Below are 14,674 nucleotides of genomic sequence, written 5' to 3' on the forward strand. Positions count from 1 at the left end.
TACAGGCTTACGGATGGCATAACTGCAAAATATCACTCAATGCTTCAATAAAGAGAAAAATATCTCGCTGATCATTATAGATACCTAAAGAAGCTCGTAGAACGTGACCCAAATCCCAACGCACCATTGCAGGATGCGAACATTGATGACCTGAACGTACAGCAATACCTCTTCCGTCTAGTAAAAAGCTTAAATCGGAAGCTTGCATCTTAGGAACAGTGATACTACATAAACAACCTCTCGGAGCTCCTTGTTGAGGACCCACAATCTGAATCTCAGGCACTGTAAGTAGCTGTTCATACAAAAAATTCGTCAGCTCGGTTAAACGGTCAGAAATAGAAAAAGGCAGCGATTGCAAATAATCAAGAGCTGCACCTAATCCTAAAACTCCAGCAATATGAGGCGTCCCTGCTTCAAAACGCAAAGGCGGCTCTTGATAGTAAGGCTCTTCTGAATTGTATACGATAACCATATCTCCTCCACCTTCGACAGGAGGAAGAGCCTTCAAAAGTTCCCTCTTACCATACAAAACTCCTATACCAGTAGGGGCATAGAGTTTATGACCAGAAAAAGCATAGAAATCAACATCCCACTCCGAAAGGTTCAAAAGTCCTCTCCCTACTCCCTGAGCACCATCTACAGCAAAAAGAGCACCGTAACGATGAACCAAAAGAGCAACCTCTTGCAAAGGTAAAATGGCTCCAGAAACATTGCTCACATGTGCTAAGCAAACTAGCTGTACCCCTTGCTGCAACAAGCTTTCTAAATGGTTAAGATCTACCATACCTTCATTATCAACACGCACTTTTTTTACTTTGGCTCCGGAACGTTGACAAGCAATTTCCCAAGACAAAAGATTGGCATGATGTTCAGCTTCTGAAATAACAACCGTGCCCCCAGCTAACCAACTATCATTAGCTGCTATCGCCAACATATTCAGAGAAGACGTTGTCCCTCTGGTAAATACAATTTCTTGTTCGTATTGCGCTCCAATCCAAGAACAGACCTTTGAGCGAACTTGCCAATGTGCTGAAGAAATATCATGAGAAGCACTGTAAAGTGCACGATTTATCGTAGCATAAGAAGAACTGTAGTAATCTGTGACAGCATCAATCACACATTGAGGCTTGTGTGCTGTTGCCGCAGAATCCAAATACACATAAGAATCTCCCTGACTTCGAAAAATAGGAAAGTCTTTTTTCACATCATACATTTGAAAGACCTTTTTTCTGCAGTTTTCGGAAATAATCATTTTCTATACCCAAAGCTAAAAAGCTTTTCTGCAAAGCTTTTTTCGCATCCATTAAGCTGAATCCTCTAGAACGAAGATATGCAAGTAGATGAGCATCCAAAGAACCTACTGTAGCCCCGTGTGAAGCTTTGACATCATCAGTTAATATTTCCAATCGAGGAAAAGTTCGTGCTGAAGCATGATGACTCAATAACAGAGTATCGTGCTTCTGATAAGCATTCGATAAATTGCCTTTAGAACTAATATGAATGCCTCCTTCAAAAGCAAAACATCCTTCCTCTAAAATAGAACGGATGTTTTGGCGAGAAGAGGTTGCTTGTGCATCATGATACATCATGTTATGCACACCTAAACACTCTCCATTATGAATTTTAACCAACGACTCCCCATGTGCAGCTTCTCCTTTTAATAAAAAGTGATTACGAAACCACCCTTTACCCATTGAGTCCATTTCCTGAACAATAGCACATGCCCCGCGACGCTCTACTTCCACATGATGAGACCAAAGAATATTTTCTACTCCTTTAGGAAGCGAGCGCATAGTCAAAATCAGCTCTGCTTCCTCTCCAAGGAAACAGAGCGTTTGTCCAAAGAGATGGAAATGTTGCGGAAGCGCTAATATTTCCATCTCTATGGAAGCAGCTGTTCCCTTGCCTAAAATGAAAACAATATAGGGAACACATACCTTGTGATAATTCTCTTCTTCACAGATATAATAATGACGCACCATCCAAGAAACAGTAAACTCCTGCCCCTCAGGAATATAAATCACTAGCCCTTCTTCAGAACGAAGAAAAGAATGCAAAGCTTCTAATGGATCTGCACTCTGAGAGTTTTGAAAAAACGCCCGCGCCTCACGTAAGGGAGCCACAATAGTTCCCGAAGGAAGGTTCGATAAAGAAGGGATAAAGCACCCATTAATTAAGACACACTCTATCTCCTTCCTTTCGGGGATAGTAACAAGCGCCTCTTCTCCTCCAAAGCAATGGGACCAAGTCCCTATGCTTTGTGTCATATCCCATAACCAAGAACAAACCTCTCGAAATATACGATTATGCTTATATGCCTCCCATAAAGAACGTCCCATTTCTGATAATCGAACATCAGAACATATAAACTTTTGCTGATGGGTCCCCCACATTGTTTACTCCTGGGTAACGACATCGAGTAATTCTTGATAACTCTTCTGTTCCAACTCTTCCATGAGATGCTGATCTCCTGAAAAAACAATGCGTCCCTTCAAAAGAATATGCACATAGTCAGGATGTAAAAGGTCTCTCATTTTTGGATTATGCGTCACTATACAAAAGGCTGCTTCAGGATGCTTGCTTCGATAAGTTTGTAAAACAGAGCAAATCCCCTTAAGAGCATCGATATCGACACCTGAATCTGGTTCATCTAGAACAACCATTTTGGGCTCTAAAGCTAACATTTGCCAAAGCTCGTTTTTCTTTTTCTCTCCCCCGGAAAAACCCTCATTGACATTTCTATCTGCAAAAAAATGAAAACCAGGAAACCCGTAGGCCTCTTCCAAACAAGAAAGAAACTCATCAAAAGCGATATCCTCAAAAATTGGCTGCTGACGAGCCTTTCGACAAGCATTACAAGCTTCTTTTAAAAATACACGATTGTTCACTCCAGGAATTTCTGGAGGATGTTGGAAACTAATAAACATACCTGCGTGTGCCCGTTCCTCCGGAGACATTTCAATTAAATCCTTCCCTTCTAAAGTCATTGTCCCAGAAATAACCTCTGCGCTCCCATCTCCAGATAATACTTTAGCTAAAGTTGATTTCCCTGCCCCATTTGGCCCCATAATAATATGCAACTCGCCTGGACGAATTGACAATGATAACCCTTCCAATATCCGTTGTTCTTCACAACACACATGTACATCACACAGATGAAGCATCTTTAGCCTACACTATTCTCTAACTTAATCATTAATAACTTAGTCGCTTCTCGAGCGAACTCTAAAGGCAAAAGTTCAATAATTTCTCTACAAAAACCATGCACCACTAAACTAACAGCCTCTTCGGTATTCAATCCTCGACTCCGTAAGTAAAACAGTTGTTCCTCACGAAGTTTAGAAGTTGTCGCTTCATGTTCAACACAACTCTCTCCATTGTTAACAACAATTTGCGGATCCGTGTAAGCTCCGCATGAGGTGCCAACAAGCATGGAATCACACTGCGTATAATTACAACTTCCAACAGCTTGCTCAGAAATCGAAACTAAACTTCGAAAAGTATTGTGGGATTCTTCTGCGGAAATCCCTTTAGAAACTATAGTCGAAGAGGTGCCTTTGCCTATATGCAACATTTTCGTTCCTGTGTCTGCCTGCATCTTCCCATTTGTCAATGCTATAGAATAAAACTCCCCGACACTAGTCTCTCCTTTTAAAATACAGCTCGGGTATTTCCAAGTAATCGCAGCACCAACTTCAACTTGAGACCAAGAAATCTTAGATCGCTCTCCTGCACACAATCCTCGTTTTGTTACAAAATTATAAATCCCTCCCTTCCCTGTCTCACGATCTCCAGGATACCAATTCTGCACCGTTGAATAGCGAATAACAGAACGGTTATTCGCTATGAGCTCAACAACAGCAGCATGCAATTGATGTGAAGAGAAAGATGGAGCTGTACATCCCTCTAGATAGCTTACATAAGCATCATCTTCCGCAATGATGAGGGTACGCTCAAATTGTCCAGACTCTTTATCATTAATTCTAAAGTAAGTGGAAATCTCCATTGGGCAGCGTACTCCCTTAGGAATGTAAACAAACGACCCATCACTAAAAACAGCAGAGTTCAAGGCAGCAAAAAAGTTATCTCGAGCAGGAACTACAGATCCTAGATAACGCTTCACCAAATCAGGATAACAACGAATAGCTTCCCGGAACGAACAAAAAATTACACCCGCTTCTTCTAACGTTTTTTTAAAAGTCGTTCCTATCGAAACGGAATCAAACACTAGATCCATAGCAACATCCTGCACATTAAGCAGTCGTTTTTGCTCATCAATAGGAATACCTAATTTTCTAAACGTTTCGAGGATTTCAGGATCGGCGTCTTCTAATTTCCCTAAAGGCTTTTTCGATTTAGGCGCTGAAAAATACACAATTTTATCATAAGCAATCGGCGCATAGTGGATACGGGCCCATCGCGGCTCTTCCATCTTTTGCCACAGACGAAAAGCCTTTAATCGAAAATCCAATAAAAATTTTGGCTCACCTCGTAAATGAACCAGTTGTTCAATATGCTCCTCACTGATCCCGGGAGCTAACCCTTCAGACTGTATAGGAGTCACAAATCCATAAGGATACTCCTGCTGCTGCAGAAAATGATCTACCGGCGCGTCCATGATCCTCCTCCCTCATCAGGCTACCGTTCTGCCTTGAGCGAAACTCGCAGAGAAAAACTATTACTTCTACTTCCCCTCAAAAAGACAGCCTAGGAAGAGAGACTGTCTCTCCCTAGACCCAAGGAAAGGACTGTCTAACAGTCCTTAAGAAAAAAACTTGTTGGACACGGATCGTAAAAAAAATGGAATTTTTCTACAACATAAATAAACAAAAAAGACAGGAAAATTTTAATGGCTTCCTGAAAGTTTGCTACCTATGCCATAAAAATTTTTCTATGCTCCGTTCTTCAAAAAAGAGTCTCTTTTTTACTGAAAAAAGAAGGACTACTCACAGTCTTTTGTAAAAGAGGTGCGAATATCGATTCTTTAGCGACTAAGAAAGAAAGCTCCTTTTCCGCCTTTTCAGACTCTCCCTGCATATGATGTAAATATCCTAGCAAGTAATGCGAGCGCTCATGGTCTAAGTTAATACCCAAAGCCCGGTAAAAGGCATCATAGGCCAACTCATTTTGCTTAAGATCCATATGTGCTAATCCTATATAAAAATGCGCATCAGCATCCTCAGCATTCAACTGCAAAGATTCTTGAAAGGCTTTCAAAGCTAACCGGGTTTTATCAAGCGTTAAATAACACAAGCCAAGATTGTAATGCCCATCGGACAAATCAGGGCGTAATTGAACAACACGCTCATACGCTTCCGTTGCCCGGTCCCACATCTTATTCTTAGAAAGTAGGTATCCTAACTTCACCCAACCTTTCCAATATAAAGGATTTCTTTTGACCACTAATTCTAATAAAGCGATGGCCTCCTCTTGGTTTTCCATATCTGCTAAAATAACCGCCTTGTTATAAAGGCCTTGAGGATTCCAAGGATCGACTTGCATAATACGATCGAAGCAAGCTATTGCTTCTTCGTAGCGCAGAGTACGATGATAGGCACTTCCTAAGCTAAAAAGACATTCTATATCTTCAGGATGAAACTCTGCATATGCTTGATAATGTTCGATCGCCTCTTCTGTACGATCTGCTTTGTCTAAGGCAACACCATAGCAATACCTTAAGTAACTATCTCCGGGTTCGGCATCCAAACCTTTCTTACACCAAACTAAAGCTTCTGGTGTACGGCCTGTTTCTAAAGCAATGATCCCTAAGTAACAATACGCTAATCCAGCTTCTGAATCTAACTCTAAAGACTCTTTTAACCTTTCTTCAGCTTGTTCGTATTCACCACTCAAAAATAAATTGATCCCAGAGCACAAAAACTCTTTCGCTAAACGTTTTTCCGCTTCTTCCATAGTCGTTCCCTGTCAAAGTAAAACCTTACTCATTACAGGAGCAAAAACTGTGCCAATCACCGACTAATCGAAAATTTTTTACGAATTTCTTCCCATTTTTCTATCATTCTGACTGCCATAGGAGCAGCATCTCTTCCAAACTCTCCTAGTCGCAAGTAGACAACGACAACAATATCAGGAAGCGTGAGCGCCTCATCTTCATACCCTACCGCGGCAAACCATACATCTTTCAATTTCATCCGCCCTCGCTCACGATCTAACCCAACACGTGTAACAACCTCCGCTGTGCTAGTTTTCCCGATGATACGAGATAACCGTTCAGGAGCAAATCGTTGACGCATAAGTCTCGTTGTCCCATATTGCCCCCAAATCACATTATGCATTCCTTGCTTGAACAGATTTACTATCGAATCAGGCAGAAAAATCTCTCTCTTTTTTTTGGCAAAAACTGGAGAAAATGTTCCTTCACTCCACTCTCCTTGTATAAGACTAGGCTCATAAACAATTCCACCATTCACTAGTGTGGCCATCATAACAGCCGTCTGCAAAGGAGTCACAACAAGAGTATGTTGCCCTATAGCAGTCGCGTATAACCCTGAACGGTTGTACGCGACATCTACAGGTACTCTTCCTGCGTATTCTCCAGGAAGACCAATACCCGTTTTTTCTCCAAATCCAAACAGCTTTGCTGCCTTACACAAATCTTCTGGATCTGAAAGATATTCACTAACAAGCAAAGAGAAATAAGGATTACTCGACATCTCTAAAGCGGAGATAAGATCGATATATCCTCTCCCCGCATAATCATTCCCAGGAAGCATTCCTCCTTTAAAAAAGGAAGTAATGGGAGAGCCATCTTTAAAGAACCCTACATGAGATTTTCCATAGCGATACCCTAACGACTGCTTATCTACAATCACCAATAACTTAGACAAATCTTCAGAATCTGAAAGATGCTGGACCAATACTGAATAAGCAGAAACAAGTTTGAAAATCGATCCTAAAGTAGCCGCTTGACCGAAAGCATGAGTGGATAGATAACCGTAACCATAGATAGGATAAAAAGATGCAATAAGATCTTGCTCTATTTGCTCTTTATTCCGCGTAAGCGTAAGTGGATACTGTCCGTATAAAGGACGTTTAAGTTCAGAAAATTCACGAAAAGCAGCGAACAGCTCACATGGATCGCAAGAAACTTGAGACAAACGATTGCTTAAAAAATCATAATGCTCACGCCATTCCAAAGCTGGATGCGCCCCTGAACGCAGCTCATCGCGCCAACAAGCGATTTCTTTATAGTAAGGATGATTAGGAGGTGTGTCTTTATCAGACAACAAAAAAGCTACAAAAGCATCCATATGCTCTTCGCAAAAAAGAGCATATTGCCGTAGCCTCTCTTCCAATAAATAATCTACATAAGGTGTTGGGAATCGTTGTTTACGCGCTAACTCGTCATCACGCTTCTCTTTGATAAACTGTGCGAAACACTCCTTCCTCCAAGCAGCGAAATCTTGATCTATAAACACATTCTCCATTAGCTTAGAAAAAGATTTTCTCAAAGCAACAAAATGCCCTTGATAATCTACAAAGTCTAGCACAGACATATGACCGATCTCCGCTAACAAAGAGATGGAGACTTTTTCAGGATCTATCGCCGTTCGCAATAAATCCAAAAATAGTATCTTATCATAGTTCGCTGGAAGCTTGATCAAAATAGGAAGTAGTTCTTCTTTAAGAGCTTGAATTTCTTCTTTTTTTTCTATAAGGACTTCTCTTAATAGCTTTTGCCGTCTAAGAGAAGTGACCTCTCCTATGGGTTCATGACCATCTTCTTTTGGGAAAAGAACATCAAACATCAGCCCACAATCTTTTGGTTCACAATCAAAGATTTCCAAAAGTTGATCTACCTTCCCTTGCAGATAAATAGACAATCCCACAGAACCTTTCTCCAATACTAACTGTTTTACCGTAGAGGTATCTGGAAGGATAAAGTCTAAAAAAGCGCGGTAAGAAAAAGAGAGTTCCTCATCAAAATATTTCTTAGAAAAAGGATCCAACCGCTCTCTTCTCAAAGGAATACGTCTATTAAAGACCTCCCCAATGTATTCGAGATTCTCTAACCATCGCAAAACAGAAGCACGACATTCTTCCTGATGCGGAGAGTCTTTCATATTAATAAAGTCATTATTGTCGTAACGAGGAGAAGAGGCCATAGCTAAAATCTGACCATTCTTCGGATCCATCGCTACAATAGCCCCGCCTTTTATCCAAGGGAAAAATGGCGGAAGGTATTGTTGTTGACGCCACTGCCGATAATCACGAAAAGTCTCTCCACGCTCATGTTCTGCAAGAAGCTCATGAGCAAAAGCTTGTAATTCAGTAGAAATCGTAAGCTGTATTTTTTTTCCAGAACTCCCTGCTGAAGCCCCTTCCATTTCCTGAATAAAGTTTCCTCGGCGATCAACGAGCATAGATCGTTTGCCAATCAATCCTCTTAATTTTCGATCACAAAAAGATTCGATACCTAATTTCCCAATCAAAGAGTTCAATCCATATGCATGCATCTCCAACTCTTGTAGAAGCTTACGAACCTGATCTATGCTCGATATCCCTAAAGGAAACTTCGGATCTTCACCTTCTTCATAAGCGCGAATGCATTCCCTTAATTTCCCTAGCTCTCGAGTGATTTTTTTGTACTCTTCTGCACTAATTGGGCCCACATATCCCAATAAGTCCGAGACTGTACGTCCTTCAGGATAATGTCTACGAACAGAGGATTCGACATGTAATCCTGGCCAGTCTTTTTCTATCATCTTGAGTCGTAAGAAAGTGCGTTCTGACACATTCGCTTGAAGAATATAAGGCACGGAACCCAATATAGAAGCTTTAGCATGGATTGTATCTTCAACAAAATCCTGATCCATATTGAGTTCTTGAGCTAAAAAATTTGCGAATTTTTTAATATAGTCCTTACGAACAGGAACTAACCTTTTGTACCCTTGCTCATCAGTATGCCAAACACGAGCGGGAATATCTCGGATTGCGCGGTAAGAAACTCCCACATTGTATTGTAAAACATTTTCTGCCAGCGTTCTTCCAAAACGGTCGCACACCCGGGCACGATCACAATGTTCCGGAATAATTCTTCGTTGTGGACGATAGGCCTCTTCTTTTTTTTTCTCGTGTTGAACGACAGCGATATGCCATATACGCAAAGTAATGATAGAAAGAGCAATAATAAATCCCACAAGTAATCGGTTCGCTTTTTCTGGGACAGAAAGCAGTTTGCGTTGTTTTCTTCTCATGTACGGACTGTGTCGTTTACATTCTTAGATGATTGTCAAAAACGTTCCCATCAAAACAAAAATTTCGCTTTTCTTACAAAAAAATCATCTGCTTTCATGGAATCTTTAATCTACAGATGCTTCAAATAAAAATCCCTGTTATTAGAATTAAAAATCATACCCCCCTTCTTTTATAATTAACTCTTAGCATTCTTATCTTGAGTGACTAACGTTTTTCTATTCTTGCTCCATACTCTGTTTTCAGTCCGTTTTTGACACAAGAACAAACAAAAAGATATACAAAAATAGAAATCTGCTTTATTGCTAGGACAGGAGGCGCTTAAGGGCTTCTTCCTGAGACAGGCATTTTTCTTATCAACTTTACGATAATAAGAAATTTTTGTTATGGTCTCGAGCATTGAACGAAATGTTCTTGATTAAGGCTGCTTTATACTTGCAAGACACTCCTCAAAGCCATTCATTGCTACAGGATATCTTGTCTGGCTTTAACTTGGACACAGTGCCGCCAGAAAGAGATAGCGAGCACAAAGAGAGCTAAATATACAATCTTAGAGGTAAGAATGAAAAAACTCCTGAAATCGGTATTAATGTTTGCCGCTTTGGGTTCTGCTTCCTCCTTGCACGCTCTGCCTGTGGGGAATCCTGCTGAACCAAGTCTTATGATTGACGGGATTCTTTGGGAAGGTTTTGGCGGGGACCCTTGTGATCCTTGCACTACCTGGTGTGATGCTATCAGCATGCGTTTAGGCTACTATGGTGACTTTGTTTTCGATCGTGTTTTGAAAACAGATGTGAGTAAAGAGTTTGAGATGGGAGCGACTCCTACAATAGCAGATACTGGGGACGCAGTAACCTCCCCTACTTCATTGGTTAGCCGAACGAATCCTGCTTATGGTAAGCATTTCCAGGATGCCGAAATGTTTACGAATGCAGCTTTCATGGCGTTGAACATTTGGGATCGTTTTGATGTATTCTGTACACTAGGGGCCGCTAGTGGTTACCTCAAGGGGAATTCTGCCTCTTTTAACTTGGTTGGTTTATTTGGGGATCCAACACAAGTGAATAACGTTGCGACGGCTAAAACAGTCCCAAACGTTTCCCTATCGCAAGCAGTTGTTGAACTTTACACTGACACAGCTTTTGCCTGGAGCGTTGGGGCCCGCGCTGCTCTTTGGGAGTGTGGTTGTGCAACTTTAGGCGCGTCCTTCCAGTATGCTCAATCTAAACCTAAGGTCGAAGAGTTAAACGTTCTTTGCAACGCCGCAGAGTTCACAATTAATAAACCTAAGGGTTATGTTGGTCAAACATTTCCTTTAGATATCACAGCGGGAACGGAGAACGCTACAGGAACTAAAGATGCTTCCATCGATTACCATGAGTGGCAAGCAAGTTTGGCTTTGTCTTATAGACTAAATATGTTTACTCCATATATTGGGGTTAAATGGTCCAGAGCTAGCTTTGATGCAGATGCAATTCGTATAGCTCAACCGAAACTTGCGCAACCAATTTTGGAAGTGACCACTTGGAACCCTACAATTGCTGGGGCAGGGTCAACGACAGAAAACACCGACGGACAACAAGCAAATGCTTTAGCAGATACTTTACAAATTGTCTCCATGCAGATCAACAAGATGAAATCTAGAAAATCTTGTGGTATAGCTGTTGGAACAACGGTTGTAGATGCAGATAAATATGCAGTTACTGTTGAAGCTCGTTTAATCGATGAAAGAGCAGCTCACGTAAATGCTCAATTCCGTTTCTAATAACGGTGTGATTTTATAAAAAATTTTTCATTAAGCTTATTTTCATCAATAGACACTTCTGGTGTTTCTGGACTCGGCTTCGGTCGAGTCCAGTTTTTTCAAAACATCTCTAATATTTTCTTTTCCTTCTCTCTTTTTTCTTCGTTACGAATCAAAAATTTATCCAAAACACTATTGCATAAAAACTTAACTTTCACTAGTATATCAGTTCATTTGAGCGCGCCCGTAGCTCAATGGTAGAGCTGTAGCCTTCCAAGCTACCGGTGTCAGTTCGATTCTGATCGGGCGCTAAATTTGAAATAAAAAATGACTTTACCAAGTCTGAAATCTGAGTTTATCTCAGATGCCTTGTTGACACGTAAGAGGAGGGACAAAGCTTGGCATTTTCCTGCGAATTAACATTGAAAGAACTTTTAGAATCCGGAGCACATTTTGGACACCAGACGAGTCGCTGGAATCCGAAGATGCGCCCTTTCATTTTTGAAGAAAAAAATGACCTCTATATTATCGATCTAGCAAAAACTCTCTCTCAGTTAAAGAGGGCTGTTGTTTGTATTCAGAAAATTGTTGAGCAGGAAAAATCTATTTTGTTCGTTGGGACAAAAAAACAGGCCAAGCAAATTATCAAAGACGCTGCTATTGAATGTGGGGAATTTTTTGCTTCTGAGAGATGGTTGGGAGGCATGTTGACCAACATGGCCACTATCAGAAATTCTGTAAAAACGTTAAACAGAATTGAACTTGATCTTGAAACTCCTAATTCTATTCTCACGAAAAAAGAGATCTCTTTGTTAGCTAAGAGACATCGTAAGCTGCTTAACAACCTAGAAGGGGTTCGTCACATGAGTACTCTTCCGGGGCTTTTGGTTGTTGTTGATCCAGGCTACGAGCGTATTGCTGTAGCAGAGGCCGGAAAGCTTGGTATTCCTGTGATGGCTTTGGTTGATACAAACTGTGATCCAACACCCATAAATCATGTTATTCCATGTAATGATGATTCAATGAAGAGTATTCGTTTGATCATAAATGTACTCAAAGATGCTGTTATCGATGCGAAAAAACATGCAGGGTTGGCAATTTTATCTCCTGTACGTCCTATAGAAAAATCTATAGAAGAGGTCATGGAGGAGTTGTCTTTTTCAAGAGAAGTTCAGGGTGACTCTGATTCTAAAGAGGGTTTTTTCCTTTGGACTGATGTTGAAAATTGTGAGGCATTGAAATGAGCAATTTTTCCATGGAAGCATTGAAAAGTTTAAGACAACAGACAGGTGTAGGCCTGACCAAATGTAAAGAGGCTCTTGAACACGCAAAGGGTAATTTGGAGGACGCTGTTGTTTATTTACGGAAGCTGGGGCTTGCCTCTGCAAGTAAAAAGGAACACCGAGAGACAAAAGAAGGCGTTGTTGCTGCGTTAGTCGATGAACGAGGATCAGCTATCATCGAGGTGAACGTTGAGACAGATTTTGTCGCCAATAATGGCGTCTTTCGAGCGTTCGTTTCTGGTTTATTATCTGATCTCCTCAACAATAGACTTAGCGATGTTGAGGCGTTGGCTCGTGTAATGTCTTCTCAAGAGCCTTCTTTGTCTGTGGAGGAGCTCAAGGCTGTAACTATGCAGACAGTCGGAGAAAACATTCGTATAAGCCGTGCGCTTTATATGCCTGTTAACTCCGACCAAAGTGTAGGAATTTATTCTCACGGGAATGGGAAAGCTATTGCTGTAGTTTTTCTTTCTGGCTCTGACAAACAAGAAGCGTTGGCAAAAGATATTGCTATGCATGTTGTAGCTAGCCAGCCACTTTTCTTGAGTAAGGAAAGCGTACCTCAAGAAGTTTTGGAACGTGAGCAAGAAGTATTTGCTTCCCAGGTTGCTGGAAAACCCCAAGAGGTAATTGAGAAGATTACTAAGGGGAAATTTAAGGCGTTTTTCCAAGAAGTTTGCCTGTTAGAGCAGGCCTTTATTAAAGATCCTGAGATCACTGTTCAGGATTTAGTTAATAGAACAGCAAAGGCTAGTGGGGAGCCTCTGAAGGTGGATCACTTTATTTTTTGGAAAATAGGTGCGTAAACTAAGTGGCGAGATGATGAAAAAACGAGTAAAACGAGTTTTGTTCAAGATCTCTGGGGAAGCTCTCTCTGATGCGAATTCCAACAATAGAATCAGCGAAGAGCGTCTCTCTCGGTTGATTGCGGAGTTAAAAGTTGTCCGCAATGCAGATGTTGAGGTTGCAGTGGTCATTGGTGGGGGAAATATTCTTCGCGGCCTCTCGCAAAGTCAAAACTTACAGATCAATCGAGTTTCGGCTGATCAGATGGGAATGTTAGCGACATTGATCAATGGAATGGCGCTAGCAGATGCTCTGAAGACTGAGGATGTGCCCAATCTGTTGACGTCGACTCTGTCGTGCCCACAGTTAGCAGAGTTATATAATCCGCAAAAGGCATCTGAAGCCCTAAGCCAGGGCAAAGTTGTTATCTGTACGATGGGGGCAGGCGCACCGTACTTAACAACAGACACAGGCGCAGCTTTGCGTGCTTGTGAATTAAAAGTCGATGTTTTGCTTAAGGCAACGATGCATGTGGATGGTATCTATGATAAAGATCCTCGTGAATTCGTTGATGCAGTAAAGTACGACCACATCTCTTATAGAGATTTTCTTTCTCAAGGGCTAGGAGCGATTGATCCTGCAGCAGTATCTTTGTGTATGGATTCAGGAATCCCAATTAAAATGTTTAGCTTTGCCAGACACTCCTTGGAAGAGGCAATCTTTAATGCTGTTGGTACAGTAGTATCTTCTACAGAAGGAGGGCAACTATGACGCTCGCTTCTGCAGAGAAAGAGATGTCCGGGGTTTTAACGTTTTTCCAGAAAGAGACTCGTGGATTTAGAACTGGGAAAGCACACCCGGCTCTGGTAGAGACGGTTACCGTTGAAGTGTATGGGACTACGATGCGGCTCTCAGATATCGCATCAGTTAGTGTATCTGATACGCGACAACTTTTAATCTCCCCTTACGATGCGGGGACTGTTTCTGCTATTTCTAAAGGGATTTTAGCTGCGAATTTAAACCTTCAGCCTGTGGTGGAAGGTTCTACTGTTCGGATCAATATTCCCGAGCCTACGGAAGAATACAGACGTGAAGTTATCAAGCAACTGAAACGAAAAAGTGAAGAAGCGAAGGTTTCTATTCGTGGTATTCGCCGTAATTTTAATGATAGACTGAAAAAAGACAACAGTCTAACAGAAGATGCTGTGAAAGGGTTGGAAAAGAAAATTCAAGAACTCACAGATAAGTTTTGTAAGCAGATAGAAGAGCTTGCGAAGCAAAAAGAGGCAGAATTAGCTTCGGTATAATCTGCTTTTTTGCAGTCGACTTTTTCTTCAAAGTAAACGAGTTAAGAGAAAAAGGAATTTGCAGAAAAAAAGGATTTAATGGTAGCATTACTTCCGTCCTGGCCCCATCGTCTAGCCTGGCCCAGGACATCGGATTTTCATTCCGGTAACAGGGGTTCGAATCCCCTTGGGGTCATTAGTAAAAAGAAATATGGGTCTTTAGCTCAGCGGTTAGAGCATCTCACTTTTAATGAGAGGGTCGAAGGTTCGAATCCTTCAAGACCCATTTCTTTTTTCTTCCTATCAAAAACATTTCTTTCCTTTGTCTTTTCTGTTATTGCTGAAAGTACTTCATTGTA

11 protein-coding genes and 3 tRNA genes are annotated in these 14,674 nt (G+C 41.2%); 8 read left to right on the forward strand and 6 right to left on the reverse strand.

Translation table 11 applies throughout. The features are described 5' to 3' along the window. Window positions 1-7: 7 nt before the first annotated feature. The 6 genes from IJ490_RS03330 to IJ490_RS03355 form a co-directional block, all read right to left on the reverse strand. Window positions 8-1,213: a SufS family cysteine desulfurase gene (locus IJ490_RS03330; RefSeq protein ID WP_291893964.1), complete on the reverse strand. Its 1,206-nt coding sequence runs from the start codon at window positions 1,211-1,213 to the stop codon at window positions 8-10. Beyond that, window positions 1,206-2,393: a SufD family Fe-S cluster assembly protein gene (locus tag IJ490_RS03335; protein WP_291893967.1), complete on the reverse strand. Its 1,188-nt coding sequence runs from the start codon at window positions 2,391-2,393 to the stop codon at window positions 1,206-1,208. Before IJ490_RS03335 ends, IJ490_RS03330 begins: the two co-directional genes overlap by 8 nt. 3 nt (window positions 2,394-2,396) lie before the next feature. Continuing rightward, a complete protein-coding gene (sufC, locus tag IJ490_RS03340) occupies window positions 2,397-3,164 on the reverse strand; it encodes a Fe-S cluster assembly ATPase SufC (RefSeq protein ID WP_291893970.1) in 768 nt (255 codons plus the stop codon). A 2-nt stretch (window positions 3,165-3,166) separates the two neighbouring features. Further along, window positions 3,167-4,618, reverse strand: a complete 1,452-nt coding sequence (gene sufB, locus IJ490_RS03345) for a Fe-S cluster assembly protein SufB (protein ID WP_291893973.1) — start codon at window positions 4,616-4,618, stop codon at window positions 3,167-3,169. Between the two features lie 287 nt (window positions 4,619-4,905). Beyond that, window positions 4,906-5,913 carry a tetratricopeptide repeat protein gene (locus tag IJ490_RS03350; RefSeq protein ID WP_291893975.1) on the reverse strand — a complete coding sequence of 336 codons (1,008 nt, stop codon included), beginning with the start codon at window positions 5,911-5,913 and terminating at the stop codon, window positions 4,906-4,908. Between the two features lie 56 nt (window positions 5,914-5,969). Next, on the reverse strand, window positions 5,970-9,218 hold the full coding sequence (locus tag IJ490_RS03355) for a penicillin-binding transpeptidase domain-containing protein (protein ID WP_291893978.1): 3,249 nt from the start codon (window positions 9,216-9,218) through the stop codon (window positions 5,970-5,972). A gap of 560 nt (window positions 9,219-9,778) precedes the next feature. On the opposite strand from IJ490_RS03355, the gene IJ490_RS03360 reads away from it, so the two are divergent. The 8 genes from IJ490_RS03360 to IJ490_RS03395 all read left to right on the forward strand — a co-directional run bounded on the left by IJ490_RS03360 (window position 9,779) and on the right by IJ490_RS03395 (window position 14,601). Next, window positions 9,779-10,981, forward strand: a complete 1,203-nt coding sequence (locus tag IJ490_RS03360) for a porin (protein WP_291893981.1) — start codon at window positions 9,779-9,781, stop codon at window positions 10,979-10,981. Window positions 10,982-11,200: 219 nt separating this feature from the next. Beyond that, window positions 11,201-11,271: transfer RNA gene (locus IJ490_RS03365), tRNA-Gly, on the forward strand. A gap of 87 nt (window positions 11,272-11,358) precedes the next feature. Further along, window positions 11,359-12,204, forward strand: a complete 846-nt coding sequence (rpsB, locus tag IJ490_RS03370; RefSeq protein ID WP_291893984.1) for a 30S ribosomal protein S2 — start codon at window positions 11,359-11,361, stop codon at window positions 12,202-12,204. Beyond that, a complete protein-coding gene (tsf, locus tag IJ490_RS03375) occupies window positions 12,201-13,049 on the forward strand; it encodes a translation elongation factor Ts (protein WP_291893986.1) in 849 nt (282 codons plus the stop codon). The genes rpsB and tsf overlap by 4 nt, the downstream gene beginning before the upstream one ends. A 13-nt stretch (window positions 13,050-13,062) precedes the next feature. Next, window positions 13,063-13,800, forward strand: a complete 738-nt coding sequence (gene pyrH / locus IJ490_RS03380; protein WP_291893989.1) for a UMP kinase — start codon at window positions 13,063-13,065, stop codon at window positions 13,798-13,800. Then, the gene (gene frr / locus IJ490_RS03385; RefSeq protein ID WP_291893992.1) at window positions 13,797-14,336 is read left to right on the forward strand and encodes a ribosome recycling factor; all 540 of its coding nucleotides are present in this window, start codon (window positions 13,797-13,799) and stop codon (window positions 14,334-14,336) included. The genes pyrH and frr overlap by 4 nt, the downstream gene beginning before the upstream one ends. A 100-nt stretch (window positions 14,337-14,436) precedes the next feature. Then, window positions 14,437-14,511 (forward strand) — tRNA-Glu (locus tag IJ490_RS03390). A gap of 17 nt (window positions 14,512-14,528) precedes the next feature. After that, window positions 14,529-14,601 (forward strand) — tRNA-Lys (locus IJ490_RS03395). Window positions 14,602-14,674: the final 73 nt, after the last annotated feature.

Source organism: Chlamydia sp., assembly GCF_017472245.1.
Taxonomy (GTDB): Bacteria; Chlamydiota; Chlamydiia; order Chlamydiales; family Chlamydiaceae; genus Chlamydia.